15 protein-coding genes are annotated in these 17,551 nt (G+C 67.4%); 9 read left to right on the top strand and 6 right to left on the bottom strand.

Going from position 1 to position 17,551, the window contains the following annotated elements:
• The first annotated feature begins 1 nt into the window (after position 1).
• The 4 genes from AC1RNQ_RS02445 (at position 2) to AC1RNQ_RS02430 (ending at position 1,472) form a co-directional block, all read left to right on the top strand.
• Positions 2 to 277, top strand: coding sequence for a hypothetical protein (locus AC1RNQ_RS02445; RefSeq protein WP_493168645.1), 276 nt, complete (start codon positions 2 to 4; stop codon positions 275 to 277).
• A gap of 23 nt (positions 278 to 300) precedes the next feature.
• Positions 301 to 564: a hypothetical protein gene (locus tag AC1RNQ_RS02440; RefSeq protein ID WP_493168643.1), complete on the top strand. Its 264-nt coding sequence runs from the start codon at positions 301 to 303 to the stop codon at positions 562 to 564.
• 39 nt (positions 565 to 603) lie between these two features.
• Positions 604 to 849 (top strand): hypothetical protein, encoded by a 246-nt coding sequence (locus tag AC1RNQ_RS02435; protein WP_493168641.1) that lies wholly within the window; start codon positions 604 to 606, stop codon positions 847 to 849.
• A gap of 212 nt (positions 850 to 1,061) precedes the next feature.
• Positions 1,062 to 1,472, top strand: coding sequence for a SufE family protein (locus AC1RNQ_RS02430; protein ID WP_493168640.1), 411 nt, complete (start codon positions 1,062 to 1,064; stop codon positions 1,470 to 1,472).
• 108 nt (positions 1,473 to 1,580) lie between these two features.
• Here the strand turns inward: AC1RNQ_RS02430 and AC1RNQ_RS02425 are convergent, their stop codons facing one another.
• The 6 genes from AC1RNQ_RS02425 to AC1RNQ_RS02400 all read right to left on the bottom strand — a co-directional run bounded on the left by AC1RNQ_RS02425 (position 1,581) and on the right by AC1RNQ_RS02400 (position 10,914).
• The gene (locus AC1RNQ_RS02425; protein WP_493168639.1) at positions 1,581 to 4,766 is read right to left on the bottom strand and encodes a TonB-dependent receptor; all 3,186 of its coding nucleotides are present in this window, start codon (positions 4,764 to 4,766) and stop codon (positions 1,581 to 1,583) included.
• Between the two features lie 265 nt (positions 4,767 to 5,031).
• Positions 5,032 to 6,303 carry an ATP-dependent Clp protease ATP-binding subunit ClpX gene (gene clpX / locus AC1RNQ_RS02420; protein WP_493168637.1) on the bottom strand — a complete coding sequence of 424 codons (1,272 nt, stop codon included), beginning with the start codon at positions 6,301 to 6,303 and terminating at the stop codon, positions 5,032 to 5,034.
• Positions 6,304 to 6,515: 212 nt separating this feature from the next.
• Positions 6,516 to 7,166: an ATP-dependent Clp endopeptidase proteolytic subunit ClpP gene (clpP, locus tag AC1RNQ_RS02415; RefSeq protein ID WP_493168636.1), complete on the bottom strand. Its 651-nt coding sequence runs from the start codon at positions 7,164 to 7,166 to the stop codon at positions 6,516 to 6,518.
• A gap of 152 nt (positions 7,167 to 7,318) precedes the next feature.
• The gene (gene fdxA / locus AC1RNQ_RS02410) at positions 7,319 to 7,657 is read right to left on the bottom strand and encodes a ferredoxin FdxA (protein ID WP_493168635.1); all 339 of its coding nucleotides are present in this window, start codon (positions 7,655 to 7,657) and stop codon (positions 7,319 to 7,321) included.
• Positions 7,658 to 7,831: 174 nt separating this feature from the next.
• On the bottom strand, positions 7,832 to 8,128 hold the full coding sequence (locus AC1RNQ_RS02405) for an RNA-binding S4 domain-containing protein (protein WP_493168633.1): 297 nt from the start codon (positions 8,126 to 8,128) through the stop codon (positions 7,832 to 7,834).
• Positions 8,128 to 10,914, bottom strand: coding sequence for a helicase-related protein (locus AC1RNQ_RS02400; protein ID WP_493168631.1), 2,787 nt, complete (start codon positions 10,912 to 10,914; stop codon positions 8,128 to 8,130). Before AC1RNQ_RS02400 ends, AC1RNQ_RS02405 begins: the two co-directional genes overlap by 1 nt.
• 452 nt (positions 10,915 to 11,366) lie before the next feature.
• Here AC1RNQ_RS02400 and AC1RNQ_RS02395 point away from each other — a divergent pair, with 452 nt between their 5' ends.
• The 5 genes from AC1RNQ_RS02395 to AC1RNQ_RS02375 all read left to right on the top strand — a co-directional run bounded on the left by AC1RNQ_RS02395 (position 11,367) and on the right by AC1RNQ_RS02375 (position 17,468).
• Positions 11,367 to 12,926 (top strand): M23 family metallopeptidase, encoded by a 1,560-nt coding sequence (locus tag AC1RNQ_RS02395; RefSeq protein WP_493168629.1) that lies wholly within the window; start codon positions 11,367 to 11,369, stop codon positions 12,924 to 12,926.
• A gap of 189 nt (positions 12,927 to 13,115) precedes the next feature.
• The gene (gene hemB / locus AC1RNQ_RS02390; protein ID WP_493168628.1) at positions 13,116 to 14,114 is read left to right on the top strand and encodes a porphobilinogen synthase; all 999 of its coding nucleotides are present in this window, start codon (positions 13,116 to 13,118) and stop codon (positions 14,112 to 14,114) included.
• Positions 14,111 to 14,653: a GNAT family N-acetyltransferase gene (locus tag AC1RNQ_RS02385; protein WP_493168626.1), complete on the top strand. Its 543-nt coding sequence runs from the start codon at positions 14,111 to 14,113 to the stop codon at positions 14,651 to 14,653. Before hemB ends, AC1RNQ_RS02385 begins: the two co-directional genes overlap by 4 nt.
• On the top strand, positions 14,650 to 16,908 hold the full coding sequence (locus AC1RNQ_RS02380) for a spermidine synthase (RefSeq protein ID WP_493168624.1): 2,259 nt from the start codon (positions 14,650 to 14,652) through the stop codon (positions 16,906 to 16,908). Before AC1RNQ_RS02385 ends, AC1RNQ_RS02380 begins: the two co-directional genes overlap by 4 nt.
• Positions 16,905 to 17,468, top strand: a complete 564-nt coding sequence (locus AC1RNQ_RS02375) for a gamma carbonic anhydrase family protein (RefSeq protein ID WP_493168623.1) — start codon at positions 16,905 to 16,907, stop codon at positions 17,466 to 17,468. Before AC1RNQ_RS02380 ends, AC1RNQ_RS02375 begins: the two co-directional genes overlap by 4 nt.
• The last annotated feature ends 83 nt before the right edge of the window (positions 17,469 to 17,551 follow it).

The raw sequence follows: 17,551 nt of genomic DNA, 5'->3' as shown, positions 1-17,551 counted from the left end.
GATGGACAACCAATCTTTCGTTCTTGGCATCATCTTCTTCGTGGTCGCGGTGCCGACCATCATGGGGATCGGCTACGCCGCCTATGAGCGCCACCTGAAGTTCAAGGAAAGGCAGCTCAAGGCGATCACCAACGAGACCGCCGAAAAGGCCGCCCAATATGCGGCGCATACCGAACGGCTCGAGCAGCGCGTCCGCGTCCTCGAACGCATCGTGACCGACAAGGGAATCGATGTCGCCGACGAAATCGAAAAGCTGCGCGACGCGCCGCTCAACTGAAACGACAGGAAAGGAGCCTCCCCATGGGTCCGTTTGAAATGGTTGTCGGTATCGTCCTGATCGTGACGATCGGCGGTATCATCAAGGCCAAGCACGGCATCCGCCGCGACAACAAGGGCAATGAATATTTTGTCGGCAACGCCGCCGACAAGGAAGAGACCAAGGCCCTGCTCGCCGAAATCCGCACGCTCAAGGAGCGTATCCAGGTGCTCGAACGCATCGCCACCGACGGCAACCGCGCCGCGACCCTCGACGAAGAGATCGAGCGGCTGCGCGACCGGCCCTGAACCCGCCAAAACCCGAACGCCGACAAAGGAGCAACGCTCATGGCTTTCATCACTCCCGACCTCACCGCCGCCGCGGTCGCGCTGTCCGCGCTGGCGATCGTCAGCCTCGTCGCGCTGCGCGGCTGGCGCGACTGGATCCAGCTCAAGCGCGACGAACTCGCCGCGGGGCATGTCGCGGTCGCGCACGACGCCACCGTCCCGCACGCCGGCTCGCGCATCGAGATCGCCGACCTCAAGGAACGGCTGCGCAAGCTCGAAGCGATCGCCGCGGGCGTTGATCTCTGACGCTTTTCCTTCTCCCGTCGGGAGAAGGATAGGACGCCCGGCCGGCTTTGCCGGCCAGGCGGAGTTGGATGAGGGGCTCCCCACCCGTCGGCGGCCCCATCCCCTCACTGCTGCGACCAGGCATCAAGCCGCCAGGTCTCGCCGCCTCTCCCGACGGGAGAGGAAAAATGGGCCCCTTCCCACGCTCCCCCAAATCTGTCACTGGCGCGCCCATGCGCAGCCTCGACGATATTTTCGAAGAATATGACTTCCTCGACGGCGATGATCGCTATCGCCTGCTGATCGATCTCGGACGCAGCCTCGATCCGATGCCCGATGCGCTCAAGACCGACGCCACGCTGGTGCGCGGCTGCTCGGCCAGCGTCTGGGTCTATCCGGTGCCGCAGCCGGGCGGAGCCTTGCATTTCCTCGCCGACAGCAATGCCGCGATTACCAAAGGCATCGTCGCGCTCGTCCTCGCCGCGGTGCAGGACCGGCCCGCCGCCGAGGTCGCGGCGATGGACGTCGCCGCCGCGCTCGCCCCCTTCGACCTGACGCGCCAGCTGTCGTCGAACCGCACCCAGGGCGTCCCCAATATGATTGCGCTCGTCCAGGACACTGCCCGGCGTATCGCCGCGGGCTGAGCCATCGCGCCGCTGCGCCGGCCGGCGCCGGACTTTGCTTCTTCAAGGCAAAGAAAAGGGCGCGGGAGTTGCCTCCCGCGCCCCTTCTTCTGGCCGAAGCCGGCCGGCTTAGAAGTTGACCCGCACGCCGACGCGGATGCCGTAGAGCGACACGCGGCTGGTCAGCACCTCGTTCGGCGACAGCACGTTGCTGTACTGATACTGGGTGCAGTTGGTGCCGCTGGTCGCCGCGCAGGTCACGCGGACGATTGCCGAGTTGTACGGGAAGGCGACCTGACGGAGCGAGCCCCAGTCGCTGTCGATGAAGTTCAGCACATTCTCGACGTCGGCGAACAGCTTGAACTTCGCATCGCCGACGAACGCCGGGAGTTCCTGGCTGAAGTGCAGGTCGACCTTGAAGAAGTCGGGCGACGTCTGCGTGTTCTTCTTCACGATGCCGCCGCGATATTTCTCGAGCCCGAGCTGCGTGATCAGGCTGTCGAACGCCGTCTTCGAAGCCGCCGAATCGAAGGTCACCTTCGGATCGACGCCTGCGGTCGGAACATAAAGCAGCATGTTGCCGAGGTTGCCGACCGTGCCGAACACCGCGCCGCGACCGCCGCTGTTGTCCAGCATCGTGACGCTGTACGGACGGCCCGAACGATATTCGCCGAACAGGCTGATCCGCGTCTCGTTGTCGCCGAAGAACTCGCGCTTGAAGTCGATCCCGCCCTTCCACTGGTGGGTATATTCGTAGATCGAGCGGCCATAGGCGGCGCGGTTCGGATCGACGAAGGCGTTGTTGCCATAGTTCGACGAGGCGGTCGACGAGGTCAGCGCCCCTTCGTCCTTCACGTTCGAATAGGTGTAGCTGCCGTCGAGTGTCAGGCCGAAGTCGAACGCCTTCGAGAAGCGTGCGGTCGCAAAGAAGGCACGGCCGCGTTCGCTGTTGGTCAACTGCAGGTCGCGGTTGGTCGTCGCGACACCGTTGAAGGCACCGTAACGGGTGCGGCCATCGGGCAGCGTACCGATCGGAATCGAACGCAGGTCGGTCCAAGTGTAGCCATAGATGTTCTTGTCGTACAGGAACTGGCCGCCCACGAACCAGCCGCTACCGATCTCATAATCGGCCTGCAGCGAGGCCTTCCACTTGCGTGCGATCTTCAGGTCGGGATCGATATTGTCGGTCGGCGCCAGCGCCAGCGATGCGGTGTTGGTCGCCAGGAAGTTGTTGACGCTCGTCGGGATGATCCCGTCGTCGATGCCGTTGAGGGCATCGCAGGTCACCGATCCGGCACAGTTGGCACGCGTGATGTCGACCGAGTTGGTCAGCAGGCCGGTGTTCGAGAAGCTGTTCGACAGGAACACGTCGGGCGTGCCGCCCGAGAAGATGCCGACGCCGCCGCGGACGATCAGCTTGTCGGTGGCCTGCCAGTTGAAGCCGAAGCGCGGCTGGATCACGTCGCGGCCGTTGAACGTCTCGCGGTTGTGGAAACCGTAACGCGCGAGGAAGTTCGGGTTGAGCGGCGGCTTGGCATCGTTGCCGAACAGGTCGTAACGCACGCCAAGCGACAGCGTCAGGTCGGGCGTGGCCTGCCAGTCGTCCTGGATTCCGATGGTGTAGTTCTGCGTGCCGAAGCTGGCCGCGGCATCGTCGGGGTTCAGGCTGGGAACGGCGTTGCCGTAGCGCAGGCGGTTGGCGTTGCCCGCCGCGAAGTCGGCAAGGCTGTCGAAATAGAAGTCGCCGAGCGAGCGTTGCAGGAACAGGTTGAACACGCTCACGTCGGTGTAGCCCGCCATGAAGCGCAGCGAATGATCGCCGGCGTCGACGCGCGCGGTGAAGTCGAACGACAGGTTTTCGGTGTTCAGATCGTTCGAATGGCGGCTCACGTCGGGACCGAAGAACAGGCGCGTGCCGTTACAGCTGGTCGCCGAACCGGCCGAGGTCGCGTCGGTGCAGACTTCCATCTGCGGGAAGTCGCGGCCGCCGAACGGGGTCTGGTCGCGGTTATAGTCGCGATACGACGCGCGGAAGGTCGTCGAGAACTGGTCCGACCAGGTCGAGTTCAGCTCGAAGATGCCCGTGTTGACTTCTTCCGCCAGCTCATAGCCGTTCGACTGCAGGCCGAGCGCGAAGGGCGAGGTCAGGAAGGTGTTCTGCTGGAACTGCTGCGTGCCGACGTTGCGGATATAGGTCAGCGAGGCGCGCTGCGTGTCGCTGATGTTCCAGTCGAGCTTGCCGATGATCTTTTCGTCTTCTTCGACTGCGTTGGGCGAGAGGCCGAGGGTGTCATAGCCGTAGCGCGACTGCGCCGTGGCGCTGACCTGGTCAATCACAGCCTGGGTGAGGCCGGGAACCTGGTTGGCGAAACCGGGGCCGAAGCCGTCGTCGAACGGGTCGGTTTCCTCGGTCTTTTCATAAGCGAGCATGAAGAACAATTTGTCCTTGATGATCGGCCCGCTGATGTTGGCGCCATATTGCTTGCTGTCGAAGTTCAGCGAGATGTCGCGGCCGCGGGTGCGGTCGCCGGTCAGGCTGTCGTCGGTATAGGTGAAGAAGGCGCCGCCGTGGAACTTGTTGGCGCCCGAGCGGAGCACGACGTTGATCGCGCCGCCCTGGAAGTCGCCTTCGGCGATGTCGAAAGGTGCGACCTTGACCGAGAATTGCTCGATCGCGTCGAAGGGAACCGGGCCGCGCGAGGTCGGCAGGCCGCCGTTGTTGAGGCCGAAGTCGTCGCTGAACTGGACGCCGTCGACCGAGAAGCGGTTGAGGCGGCCGTTGTTGCCGGCGACTTCGATCGTGCGCGCGTTGGTCAGGTCCATGGTGACCAGCGGGTCACGACGGGCGAGGTCGCGGATGTCGCGGTTGACCGAGGCGACGCCTTCGATCGCTTCGCGGCCCAGCGCGGTGATCGGGCCGTTCGACTGTTCGAGCGCGCCGCCGACCGACGAGGCGGTGACGACGATCGCCGTGTCCTCGAGCATGATCGGCAGGCGGTAGGGCTGGCCGGCCTGCAGGAACAGGTCGGTGACCTGCGCCGAGTCATAGCTGTCGGAGGTCACTTCGACCGTGTAGGGGCCGCCGACGCGAAGGCCGTTGGCGCTGAAATTGCCGGTGCCGTCGGTCGTGGTGCGCGCGACGGTGCCCGACGGAACGTGGGTCACGGTGACCGTGGCGTTCGGAACCGGGCCGCTGGGCGATTCGACGGTACCGCGGACCGACGAGCTGGTTTCCTGCGCCTGTGCCGGCGCCGCGATGACCGTCGCGACGCTGATAGCCATCAGGCTCGCGGCGATCGAATAACGAAGTTTCATGAATGTCCCCTTTGGTGCATCTGGCAGGCACGCGATGAGGGGCGCGCCTGACCTGCGAGCGCCCCTGAAGCCCGCATGTGGCACGATTGTGACAGCAAATGTGACAGTGCAAGCCGCGAGCGGCGGGCCGTTTGGCCAAAGGTCAAAAAAACGCGAATTTGCGTCGCGCCGCGCGACTTATCCACAGGCGCGGCGGCGTTTTTCCCACGGGGTGTTGCTGCAATGCAACATCGCTGGCGCGCGCCGCATCGGCGCGCGCCGCGACTCAGGCGGCGTCGCCGGCGGCTTCCTTCGCCTTGTCGGCATAGACGCGCACGGGGTCCTTGCGGCCCTCGACGACATCCTTGTCGACGACGATCTCGACCACGTCGGTCAGGTCGGGCAGGTCGAACATCGTGTCGAGCAATATCGCCTCGACGATCGAGCGCAGCCCGCGCGCGCCGGTCTTGCGTTCGATCGCCTTCTTGGCGACCGCGACCAGCGCATCGTCGGTGAAGGTCAGCACGACCTCTTCCAGGTCGAACAGCTTGCGATACTGCTTGATCAGCGCGTTCTTGGGCTCGCCCAGGATCTTGACCAGCGCATCGATGTCGAGATCCTCGAGCGTCGCGATCACCGGCAGGCGCCCGACGAATTCGGGGATCAGGCCGAATTTCAGCAGATCCTCGGGCTCGATGCTCTTCAGCACCTCGCCCTGGCGGCGCTCGTCGGGGCCGGCGACATGCGCGCCGAAACCGATCGATTTGCCCTGCAGGCGGTCGCCGATGATCTTTTCGAGGCCGCTGAACGCACCGCCCGCGATGAACAGGATGTTCGTCGTGTCGACCTGCAGGAATTCCTGCTGCGGATGCTTGCGTCCGCCCTGCGGCGGCACCGACGCGGTCGTGCCTTCCATCAGCTTGAGCAGCGCCTGCTGCACGCCTTCGCCCGACACGTCGCGGGTGATCGACGGATTCTCGGCCTTGCGGCTGATCTTGTCGATCTCGTCGATATAGACGATGCCGCGCTGCGCCTTTTCGACATTATAGTCGGACGACTGGAGCAGCTTGAGGATGATGTTCTCGACATCCTCGCCGACATAGCCGGCTTCGGTCAGCGTCGTCGCATCGGCCATGGTGAAGGGCACGTCGAGGAAGCGCGCGAGCGTCTGCGCGAGCAGGGTCTTGCCGCTGCCGGTCGGGCCGACGAGCAGGATATTCGACTTCGCCAGTTCGACGTCGTCGCCGCGGCCGCTGTTCGCGAGGCGCTTGTAATGGTTGTGCACCGCAACCGACAGCACGCGCTTGGCGGTGTTCTGGCCGATGACATAATTGTCGAGGTGCTGGCAGATTTCGAGCGGCGTCGGCACCGCGCCGTCCTTGCGCGCGGCAACCCCGCCCTTGATCTCCTCGCGGATGATGTCGTTGCACAGTTCGACGCATTCGTCGCAGATGAACACGGTCGGCCCGGCGATCAGCTTGCGCACTTCGTGCTGCGACTTGCCGCAGAAGGAGCAATAGAGGGTGCTCTTGCTGTCGGAGCCAGAGAGCTTGGTCATAAAATTCCTTTTGGGGCCGGGCGAATCGTCGCCGGGCCCATGCTGGCGCCGCCCCCGCTGGAGACGCCGCCGATCATCCTAGCCCCCGTCACCCCGATTACAATATGGCAATTGGGTGACATGGATACAATGTCCCGGCTAGCAACGGGGGGCGAACGGGGCGTCAAGAAACGCGGTTACCGAGGGCTTGCCGCCCGTTCGCCTGTCCCGAATCAGGGCGTCGGGCCCTCGCTCACATCCTTGGGCGCGTCGTCGCCGGGCGCGCCGGGACGGCGGTCGAACACCTGGTCGACGAGGCCGAAAGCCTGGGCTTCGTCGGCTTCGAGGAAGGTGTCGCGGTCCATCGCCTTTTCGATCTCTTTCAGCGACTTGCCGGTATATTTGACATAGAGGTCGTTCATCCGCTTGCGGATGCGCAGGATCTCGCGCGCCTGGATTTCGATGTCCGACGCCATGCCGCGCGCGCCGCCCGACGGCTGGTGGATCATCACCCGCGCGTTCGACAGCGCGACGCGCATGCCGGGCTCGCCCGCGGCGAGCAGGAAGCTGCCCATCGACGCGGCCTGGCCGATGCAGACGGTACCGACGCGCGGGCGGATATATTGCATCGTGTCATGGATCGCCATGCCCGCCGTGACGACCCCGCCCGGCGAGTTGATGTACATATAGATGTCCTTCTTCGGATTTTCCGATTCGAGGAACAAGAGCTGCGCGACGATCAGCGAGGCCATCTGGTCCTCGACCTCGCCGGTGACGAAGACGATCCGTTCGCGCAGCAGACGGGAGAAGATGTCGAAGCTGCGTTCGCCGCGGCTCGTCTGTTCGACGACGACGGGAACCAGTGCGCTCAGCGGGTCGATCATTGGGAATTCGTCCTTCGTTGTTCGGGATGCCGCGCCGGAGAATCCGGTGGGCCTACCCCTCGCCATCTACATCGGCGGGTCGCCGCGCGGTTTCAAGGGGGCAAAAAGAAGGGCGGGAAAGTCCCGCCCCTCCGAAACCATGTGTGCCGACCTCAGTCGCCCTCGCCGGGCTCCGCCGAGAAATGCGTCTCATACTTGCCCTCGACGCCCTTATATTCGTCGGCGTCGGCGGGGGTTTCCTTCTTGACCGTGATGTTCGGCCATTCGGCGCTGAACTTGGTGTTGAGCTCGAGCCATTTTTCGAGCTCGCTCTCGGTGTCGGGCAGGATCGCTTCGGCGGGGCATTCGGGCTCGCACACGCCGCAGTCGATGCATTCATTGGGGTTGATGACGAGCATATTCTCGCCCTCGTAGAAGCAGTCGACGGGGCACACCTCGACACAGTCCATATATTTGCACCGGATGCAGGCGTCGGTGACGACATAGGTCATGGGTATTGGCTCCCTTTGAAGGCGGCGTTTGCGCCGTCCGACAGATGCGATTCCAGCGCCTCTAAGCCGCGCGGCGCGGGTGCGTCAACGCTAAGCGACTGTTGCGAATCACTCTCACCGGCTAGCCGCTTTTCCCGCTTTTGGCGCCACAGCTTTTCTGGGCGCGCCGATAGCTCAGCTGGCGGCGGGGGCCGCTTCGCCCAGCCGCACATAACAGGCCTGCGCCTCGGGCGCGGGGCCGCGGCGCTGCGGCAGCGACAGCAAGCGGATGACCTCGATCCGCTCGCCGACCGGCAGCACCAAAGTCTCGCCCGCGTGGACGGCGGCGGAAGCGCGGGTAATGCGCCGCCCGTCGAGCCGGATATGCCCCGCGGCGACCATCGCCTGCGCGATGCTGCGCGAACGTGCGAAGCGCAGATACCACAGCAATTTGTCGAGCCTGATGCTCCCCGCGGCGCCCGGCGTCGGCATCAGTCCTTCCGCGCGTCGGCCAGCAGCGCGGCGAGGCCGGCGAAGGGGCTGTGCGGCGAGGGGCCGCGGCGCGCGGCGCGGTCGGGCCGCTCGGGACGATCCTGCCGCGGCGGCGGGGCGCCCGGCTTGCCCGGTTTGCGCCGCTTGTCCTTGCGCGGCTGGCCCGGCGCCGCGACCGGCTGGCCGTTCCGCGCGGCATCGTGGCGGCCCGGCTGCTGCGGGCGTTGGCCCGATTTTTGGCCCTGCTTGTGCCCCTGCTTGTGCCGGGGTTTCTTGTCGCGGCCGCGATGTCCCGACCAGCGCCAGCGGTCGAGCTCGGGCTCGCCGACGGCGCGGAAGCCGAAGGCCTGGAGCAGCCCGCGCCGTGCCATGGTGTCGAGCCCCAGCGAGGTGGCGAGCGCGGGGTCGATCGCGAAGCCGGCGGGGGGCGGGGCGGCCTCGACTTCGTGACCGTCATCCTCTTCGCCGCCGGCGATCGGCGCCGCGGGCTTGGCGTCGGCCTGGAGCCGTGCGGCGTGCGCCTGGCGCGCGAGGCGCTCGGCCATGTCGATGCGCAGCCAGCCCTCGCCGCAGCGGCGGAACCCCGCGATGCCGAGCCCGACGACTGGGCCTTCCTTCTGCCACACCGCGCCATGCGGAGGGAGCAGGGGCAGGCGCCCGCCCTGCTGCGCGGCGAGCAGCGCGGCGCGCCAGCGCACCGCCTCGGGCTTCAGCAATATCGGGTGGAACAGGTCGAGCGAACCGATGGTGAGCCCGATCTTGCGCAGCAAGGGCCGCTCCTCGGCACTCATCGCCGCAAGCTGTTCGTCGACGCTGTCGCGCGCGACGAAGCCGCCGCCGTCGACCAGCGCGGCGAGCAACGCCCGGACCCGAGGAGGCGTGAACAGGTCGCCCGCGGCCTCGCCCATCGCGGCGAGCGGGCCGGCATGGCGCGCGAGCTGCGCCGCGACGAAGCGCTGCAGCCGCTCGACGATCGCCTGCACCTGCGGCACGTCGAGCCGGCGCAGCGCGGGTTCGACCAGGATCGCGGGCTGCACCAATGTTGGCCCCTTGGCGAGCGTTGCGATGACGTCGCCGTGCCAGGCGATGCGCGGCGTCTCGCCGGGCTCGCTGACCAGCGCCAGCACGCTGTCGTCGCCCTCGGCGAGCGACGTCGCGCGCCGCGCCAGTTCGGCGCGCAGATGCTTCTCGGCCGCCGCGAGCAGCAGCCGGTGGTCGGACGCGCGCGCCTGGGCGTCGACCTTGAATTGGAAGCCCTTCAGCGTCCCGATCGCCTCGCCGTCGACCGCGACGGTGCCGTCGGCGCCGACCGCGACCGGCAGCGCGGCGTGGCGCTGCCCCGCGTCGCGGATGAGGAGTGCGAGGCGGCGGTCGACGAAGCGCTGCGCCAGCGCGGCGTGCAGCGCGTCGGAGAGGCGCGTCTCGAGCGCCTGCGTCTGCTGGGTCCAGCCCGCGGCGTCGGCGATCCAGTCGCCGCGCTGTGCGATGAAGCAGAGCGTGCGCACCGCGGCGATGCGGCTCGCGAGCTGGTCGATATCGCCCTCGACGCTGTCGAGCCGCGCGAGCTTCTTGGCGAACCAGTCGGGATCGATCGTCCCGTCGCCGCTCGTCCGCCACTGCCACAGGCGGAGCACGGTGCGGCTGTGATGCTCGGCGCCGAGCTGCTCGAAATCGGGGAGGCCGCAGGCGTCCCACAGCCGCTGCACCGCGTCGAAATCGCTGCCGCGCGCACGCACCTCCATGTCGCCCGCCAGATGTTTGAGCACCGCGAGGTCGACCGCCTCGGGCGCGGCGCGCAGCCGCGGATGTGCGGGCGGCTGGGCGAGGTCGGTCAGCAATTGCTCGAGCGTCGCAAAGCCCGGGGTCGGATTGCGCCAGTAGACGCTTTGCATCGGCGGGAAATGATGCCCCTCGATCGCGTGGATTTCCTCGGGGGTGAAGCCGCCCTGAGGCAGGCCGACGGTGCCGAAGCTGCCGTCCTGCTGGTGCCGCCCGGCGCGCCCGGCGATCTGCGCCATTTCGCTGGTCGTCAGCCGGCGGAGGCGGCGCCCGTCGAATTTCTGGAGACTCGCGAAGGCGACATGCTGGACATCGAGGTTGAGCCCCATGCCGATCGCGTCGGTTGCGACGAGATAGTCGACCTCGCCCGCCTGGAACATCTCGACCTGCGCGTTGCGCGTGCGCGGGCTCAGCGCCCCCATCACCACCGCGGCGCCGCCCGCGAAGCGGCGCAGCATTTCGGCGATCGCGTAGACCTCCTCGGCCGAGAAGGCGACGACCGCCGATCTTTTCGGCAGCCGCGACAGCTTGCAGGTGCCGGCATAGCTCAAGGTCGAAAAGCGCGGGCGGGTGATGATTTCGGCCTCGGGCACCAGGTCGCGCACCAGCCCGTGGATGCTCGCCGAACCGAGGATCATCGTCTCCTCGCGGCCGCGCGCGCGCAGCATGCGGTCGGTAAAGACATGGCCGCGCTCGGGATCGGCGCCCAATTGCGCCTCGTCGATGCCGACGAAGGCGACGTCGCGCTCGATCGGCAGCGCTTCCATCGTCCCGAGCAGGTAGCGCGCGTCGGGCGGCATGATCCGCTCCTCGCCGGTTACCAGCGCGACCTGTTTCTCGCCCTTGATCGCGACGACGCGGTCGTAAACCTCGCGCGCCAGCAGGCGCAGCGGAAAGCCGATCATGCCGCTCGACCGGGCGGTCAGGCGCTCGACCGCCAAATGGGTTTTGCCGGTGTTGGTGGGGCCAAGGACGGCCTTGACCGGGCTGGAAGCGGGAGACGACATTTTCTTGGGGTCCAAGCTGGCATGCGCCGCGCTGCGGTGCAACAGGGGATCGACGGACGGCGACACTTTTCCCTCCCCCTCGATGGGGGAGGCAGCGAGACTTGCCCCGGATTTGATCCGGGGCTTGGTCGCAGCGGTGGGGGTGGGCTCTCGGCGTGACACGATGGTGAAAAGCGGCGCCCTCACCCTCATCCAACGCCGCCTAATCGCTTCGCGACAAGGCTTCGTATCCTTCTCCCATCAAGGGAGAAGGAGGGCTGACACGCCATATCCCGCCTCCGCCACGGCTCGCCGCAACGCCCGGCGGCGCTCCGGCCATTAAATTGACTTTAACGACCTTTCTTTACAGACGGAGGCACGGAAACATCTTCGGCGACCGGGCACGGGAGGTGCCGCGGGCGACCGGGCGGGGGTTGCAGTCTTTGTTCCAGCGTCACGAACCCATTGCGGGCATGACCGGCAACGCGGCCGCGCTGTCGATGACGCAGGCGATTCCCTTCGGGCGCAGCGGCATCGCCGACCCGCTTCCCGAGCTCAAATGGCATGAGGCGCTGCGCGATCGGCTCGCGGGGCTCGACCTCGTCCCCGATCTCGGCGACAATATCGGATCGGCGGCCTGGTGGCGCGGCCTCGCGACGCTGACCCTGCTTTGTGGCGGCGCGATTGCGACCTTCCCCGGCGTCCAGCCGCTCGTCGCGGGCGGCGCCCCCGCGCTCGACACCGCCGATTTCAACGAGGCGCGCGCGCAGATGATCGTGCCGCTCGCATTGGGCGGCGACACCGGGCGCCACATGGCCGCGACCGACGCGGTGCGCCCGCTGACGCAAACCCCCGAACGCCCGCAGATCGAACTCACCGCCACCTTGGGCAGCGGCGACAGCTTCGCGCGCCTGCTCGAACGCTCGGGGGTCGGCAGCGCCGATGCCGCGGCGCTCGCGCGGCAGGTGTCGAGCGCAGTACCGCTCGCCGACATCGCGCCGGGCACGCGCATCGACCTGATCCTCGGCCGCCGCGCCGCGCGCACCATGCCGCGCCCGGTCGACGCGCTCGCGATGCGCGCGCGCTTCGACCTGCGCATCGAAATGGAGCGGATGAACGGCCAGCTGGTGATGCGCCGCATCCCGATCACGGTCGACGCGACCCCGCTGCGTATCCGCGGCCGGGTCGGCAGCAGCCTCTATCGCTCGGCGCGCGCCGCGGGCGCCCCAGCCGAAGCGGTGCAGGCGTACCTCCGCGTCATCGGCAAGCAGATTTCGGTCGGCAGCGAGATTCGCGCCGGCGACGAATATGACATCATCGTCGACTATCGCCGCGCCGAAACCGGCGAGACCGAGGTCGGCAAATTGCTCTATGCGGGGCTCGTCCGGAACGGCAAGCAGCGGCTGTCGATGGTCGAATGGACCGTCGACGGGCGCCTCCAATGGTTCGAGGCGTCAGGCGCCGGCGAGACCAGCGGCGGCATGGTGCGCCCGACCAACGGCCGCCAGACCTCGGGCTTCGGCATGCGCCGCCACCCGATCCTCGGCTACAAGCGCATGCACAGCGGCATCGATTACGGCGGCGGTTACGGCGCGCCGATCTATGCGGTCACCGACGGCACGGTGACGATCGCCGGGCGGCACGGCGGTTACGGCAATTTCGTCAAATTGAGCCACGGCGGCGGCATGGGCACGGGCTATGGCCATATGAGCCGCATCGCGGTGCGCCCGGGCCAGCGTGTCAACCGCGGCCAGCTGATCGGCTATATCGGCTCGACCGGGCTGTCGACCGGCCCGCACCTCCATTTCGAGGTCTATCGCAACGGCCAGGCGGTGAACCCCGCCTCGGTCAGCTTCGTCACCCGCGCACGGCTCGAGGGCAAGGCGCTCGCCGACTTCCGCGCGCGCATCCGCCAGCTGACCGCGGTTGCCCCCGGTGCGGCGCTGACCCCCGTGGCGGCGAAGCAGGCCGAAGGGCCGAAGCTCGGCGGCCTCGCCGACATCGCCTCGAAGCGGGCCGGCGGCGGGATCTGAACCCCCTTAAACCCCTCCTCTTCAAAGGAGGGGCAGCGAGACTTACGAGCTTTGCTCGTTAGTCGCAGCGGGGTGGTGGCTGACAACTAACGCCAAGCCGCTGCACCACCCCAACCCCTCCTCTTCAGAGGAGGGGCTTTATGCCCAATATCCATTTGCCCCGCGGCGCCACCCCGCTATGCACGCGCCATGACCCACGCCGCCTTTCCCGACCTGCGCCTTCGCCGCACGCGCCGCACCGCGTGGAGCCGCGCGATGGTGCGCGAAAACCAGCTCACCCCCGCCAACCTGATCTGGCCGCTCTTCGTCTGCGCGGGCGAGAACAGCGAGGAGCCGATCGCCAGCCTGCCCGGCGTGTCGCGCTGGTCGGTCGACCTGATCGTCGAGCGCGTCGCCGAGGCGATCGAAGCCGGCATCCCGTGCATCGCGCTCTTCCCATACACCGAGGCCGATCGCCGCAGCGCGGACGGCGCCGAAGCGCTCAATCCCGAAAACCTGATGTGCCGCGCGGTGCGCGCGATCAAGGCGGCGCATGGCGACGCGATCGGCGTGCTCACCGACGTCGCGCTCGATCCCTATACCAGCCACGGGCAGGACGGGCTCGTCGACGACGCCGGCCATGTCCTTAACGACGAAACGGTCGCCGTGCTCGTCGGGCAGGCGCTCAATCAGGCGCGCGCCGGCGCCGACATCATCGCCCCCAGCGACATGATGGACGGGCGGATCGGCGCGATCCGCGCCGCGCTCGAGGGCGAGGGTTTCGGCCATGTCCAGATCATGAGCTATGCCGCCAAATATGCCTCGGCCTTCTACGGCCCCTTCCGCGACGCGGTCGGCTCGCGCGGGCTGCTCAAGGGCGACAAGAAGGGCTATCAGATGGACCCCGCCAACGCCGAAGAGGCGCTGCGCGAGGTCGCGCAGGACCTCGCCGAGGGCGCCGACAGCGTGATGGTCAAGCCGGGTCTTCCTTATCTGGACATCGTGACCCGCGTGAAGGCGGCCTTCGAGGTCCCCGTCTTCGTCTATCAGGTGTCGGGCGAATATGCGATGATCGAGGCCGCGGCGGCGGCGGGCGCGGGCGACCGCGACGCGCTTGTCCTCGAAACCCTGCTCGCCTTCCGCCGCGCCGGCGCCTCGGGCGTGCTCACCTATCATGCGCTCCACGCCGCGCGGCTGCTCGGCGCGTGATCGAAACCCCGCGCCTGACGATGCGCGCCTGGCGCAACGCCGATGTCGTGCCCTTTCAGGCGATCTCCAGCGACCCCAAGGTCATGGCGACGCTCGGAGCCCCGCTCGACCTCGCCGCGACCGAAGCGCTCGTCGAGCGTATGCGCGCAGTCCAGGCAGAGCATGGCCATTGTTTCTGGGCGCTCGAACGCAAGGAGGACGCGCGGCTGATCGGCTGGTGCGGGCTGATCCGCGGCCACGCCGGCCCGGTCGAAGGCCAGGCCGAGATCGGTTGGCGTCTCGCGAGCGACTGCTGGGGCACGGGCTATGCCAGCGAGGCGGCGCGCGCCGCCACCGCCTGGGGTTTCGCGAACCTGCCCGACGACGCGATCTGGTCGATCACCTGGCGCGGCAATGTCCGCAGCCGCGCGGTGATGGAACGGCTCGGCATGACCTATCGCGCCGACCTCGATTTCGACCATCCCCGGCTCGCCGCGGACAACCCGCTGCGCCCGCACGTCACCTATGCGCTGCCGCGCGCAGTTTGGAACGCTATATGACCGCTTCGCCAAGCCCGCGCCGCTGGCTGTTCGTCGCGACGATCCTCGTCGGCAGCTTCCTGCTCTTCCTCCTCCAGCCGATGGTCGCGCGCATGGTGCTGCCCAAATTGGGTGGCGCGCCCGCGGTGTGGAACAGCGCGATGCTCGTCTATCAGGCGCTGCTGCTCGGCGGCTATGCCTATGCGCATTGGCTCGGGCGCTTCACCGTGCGGCGCCAGGCGGTCATCCATGTCGCGCTGCTCGTCGCGTCCGCGCTGTGGCTGCCGATCGGCATCGCCCATATCGCGCCGCCATCGGCGGGGCAGGAAGCACTATGGGTGCCGCTGCTGCTGATCGCGTCGATCGGCCCGGTATTCTTCGCAGTCTCGGCGCAGGCGCCGCTGATGCAGCGCTGGTTCGCCGCCGACGCGCGCGCGGGCGACCCCTATTATCTCTATGCCGCCTCGAACCTCGGCAGCTTCGCCGGATTGATCAGCTATCCGGCGCTGGTCGAGCCCAATTTGCCGCTCGATGCGCAAAGCTGGGGCTGGACCGCGGGCTACGGCCTGCTCGTCGCGCTGGTCGTCGCGGTCGCCGCCGCGCGCCGGCACGCCGCGGCGCAGGTGCCCGCGAATGAGGTGGCGGCCGACGAAGAGCGCCCGACCCGGCGGCGCCAGCTCCACTGGCTGCTGATCGCCGCGGTGCCCTCGGGCCTCATGCTCTCGACGACGACGCACCTCACCACCGACATCGTCGCCATGCCCTTGCTGTGGGTGCTGCCGCTCGGCCTCTATCTGCTCAGCTTCGTGCTCGCCTTCTCGACCGTCAGCTGGCCGACGCAGATCGTTACGATCATCGCCCCGGCGGTGCTGCTCGCGGTCGGCGGCCTCGCGCTGCTCAGCACCGGCGGCGGCACGATGCTCGTCGCGCTGTCGAGCCTGCTCATGCTCTTCCTCGTCGCGACCTCGCTACACGGCTATCTCTATCACCTGCGCCCGGCGCCCAGATATCTGACGCTTTTCTATCTGGTCATGTCGGCGGGCGGCGTGGTCGGCGGATTGTTCGCGGCGCTGGCCGCGCCGCTGCTCTTCGACTGGGTCTATGAACATCCGCTGCTGGTGCTCGCAGCGGCGCTGCTCATGCCGCTGCCGGCGCTCTTCCCCTGGAACAAATGGCTGAAACTCTCGCGCGGACCCGCCATCGCGGTCGTCGCGCTGCTCGTCGCGGTCGCGGCGTTCGGGGCTTGGCGGATGACCGGCGAATGGGAAGGGCAGCTCGAAGGCACGGCGGCACTCTGGGCGCTGGCGATCCTTGTCGTCGGGCTGCTCGTGACCGGCTGGCGCTGGGCCTATGTCGCGGTGCTCGGGTGCCTGATGCTGGGGCTCGGCGGCTGGGACACGCTGCAGGAGAGCTTCACCGACAAGCGCGTGCGCAGCTATTTCGGCGTCTATACGGTCACCGACGACGAATATCGCCAGCAACGGCGCCTTGCACACGGGACGACGCTGCACGGGCTGCAGCGCACCGATGCCGGATTCGCGATGCAGCCGACCACCTATTATGGACACCAGTCCGGGGTCGGGTTGACGCTCGACAAGGCTGAAGTGCTCGCCGGTCCCGATGCGGCGGTCGGCATCGTCGGGTTGGGGACGGGCACCTTGTCCTGCTATCGCAAGCCCGGCCAGCGCTGGACGATCTTCGAGATCGACCCGGTGATGGCCGATATCGCGCGCGACCCGACGAAATTCACCTTCCTGTCGAACTGCGCCGGCGACACGCCGATCGTGCTCGGCGACGCCCGGCTTCAGGTCGCCAAGATGCCGCCCGCGCAATTCGACATCCTCGTCATCGACGCCTTCTCGTCGGACGCCATCCCGCTCCACCTGCTGACCAGCGAAGCGATCGGCATCTATGCGCGGTCGCTGAAGGCCGACGGCATATTGCTGATTCATATCTCGAACCGCTTCTTCGATCTCGAACCCGTGCTCGCCGCCGAGGCGAAGGCGCGCGGCTGGGCCTCGGCGATCCGGATGGACGATTCGGGCGCGACCGAGGCCGAGAATTATCTGACCTCGTCGAACTGGGTCGCCCTCACTGCGACGCCGCAGCGGCTGCGCCAATTGACCGGCGGCCTGCAGCCGCGCGAAAAGGGCCTCGAACGCGGCGTCTGGGTGCCGCTCGAGGCGCGCGACAATTTCTCGCGCTGGACCGACGATTATGCCTCGACGCTGCCCATCCTGTTGTGGGAACATATATTGGGAGGTCGCGGCGAATGATCCCGGAGCGTAACGACATCAGCATCATCACCGTGAACGGCAAGACGCCGCAGATCGACCCCAGCGCTTTCATCGCGCCCGGCTGCCGCATCATCGGCGACGTGCGCATCGGCCCCGACGTCAGCATCTGGTACAATTGCGTGCTGCGCGCCGACGTCAGCCATATCGTCGTCGGCGCGCGCTCGAATATCCAGGACGGCAGCGTCGTCCACTGCGACGGCCCGATGCCGCACCGCCCCGACGGTTATCCGACGATCATCGGCGAGGATGTGCTGATCGGCCATCTCGCGATGGTCCACGGCTGCACGCTGGCGGATCGTGCCTTCGTGGGGCTGAAGGCGACGGTGATGAACGGCTGCATGATCGGCAGCGACGCGATGCTCGCCGCGGGCGCCCTGCTCACCGAGAACAAGGAAATCCCCAGCCGCGAACTCTGGGCGGGCTCGCCCGCGCGTCGCGTGCGCGAGATCGGCGACGAACAGGCCGCGGGCATGCAGGTCGGCGTCGCGCATTATGTGCTCAACGGGCGAATGCACAAGGCGGCGGTCGAGCAAGGCTGACCTCCCTTCCCGCAAGCGGGAGTAGGATAAAAAAGGGCGCCCCGGTCTCCCGGAGCGCCCCTCTCTTAGACCGCTACTGCCAG

The organism is Sphingopyxis sp. GW821-FHT12F08 (genome assembly GCF_058806755.1).
The sequence above is the reverse complement of the archived record's forward strand: the minus strand, read 5'-3'. Positions and strand labels throughout refer to the sequence as shown.

Bases quoted from the DNA above. Each gene is read 5' to 3' on its own strand.
- AC1RNQ_RS02445 (WP_493168645.1), top strand. From the start codon at position 2: ATGGACAACCAATCTTTCGTTCTTGGCATCATCTTCTTCGTGGTCGCG.
- AC1RNQ_RS02440 (WP_493168643.1), top strand. From the start codon at position 301: ATGGGTCCGTTTGAAATGGTTGTCGGTATCGTCCTGATCGTGACGATC.
- AC1RNQ_RS02435 (WP_493168641.1), top strand. From the start codon at position 604: ATGGCTTTCATCACTCCCGACCTCACCGCCGCCGCGGTCGCGCTGTCC.
- AC1RNQ_RS02430 (WP_493168640.1), top strand. From the start codon at position 1,062: ATGCGCAGCCTCGACGATATTTTCGAAGAATATGACTTCCTCGACGGC.
- AC1RNQ_RS02425 (WP_493168639.1), bottom strand. From the start codon at position 4,766: ATGAAACTTCGTTATTCGATCGCCGCGAGCCTGATGGCTATCAGCGTC.
- clpX (WP_493168637.1), bottom strand. From the start codon at position 6,303: ATGACCAAGCTCTCTGGCTCCGACAGCAAGAGCACCCTCTATTGCTCC.
- clpP (WP_493168636.1), bottom strand. From the start codon at position 7,166: ATGATCGACCCGCTGAGCGCACTGGTTCCCGTCGTCGTCGAACAGACG.
- fdxA (WP_493168635.1), bottom strand. From the start codon at position 7,657: ATGACCTATGTCGTCACCGACGCCTGCATCCGGTGCAAATATATGGAC.
- AC1RNQ_RS02405 (WP_493168633.1), bottom strand. From the start codon at position 8,128: ATGCCGACGCCGGGCGCCGCGGGGAGCATCAGGCTCGACAAATTGCTG.
- AC1RNQ_RS02400 (WP_493168631.1), bottom strand. From the start codon at position 10,914: ATGTCGTCTCCCGCTTCCAGCCCGGTCAAGGCCGTCCTTGGCCCCACC.
- AC1RNQ_RS02395 (WP_493168629.1), top strand. From the start codon at position 11,367: ATGACCGGCAACGCGGCCGCGCTGTCGATGACGCAGGCGATTCCCTTC.
- hemB (WP_493168628.1), top strand. From the start codon at position 13,116: ATGACCCACGCCGCCTTTCCCGACCTGCGCCTTCGCCGCACGCGCCGC.
- AC1RNQ_RS02380 (WP_493168624.1), top strand. From the start codon at position 14,650: ATGACCGCTTCGCCAAGCCCGCGCCGCTGGCTGTTCGTCGCGACGATC.
- AC1RNQ_RS02375 (WP_493168623.1), top strand. From the start codon at position 16,905: ATGATCCCGGAGCGTAACGACATCAGCATCATCACCGTGAACGGCAAG.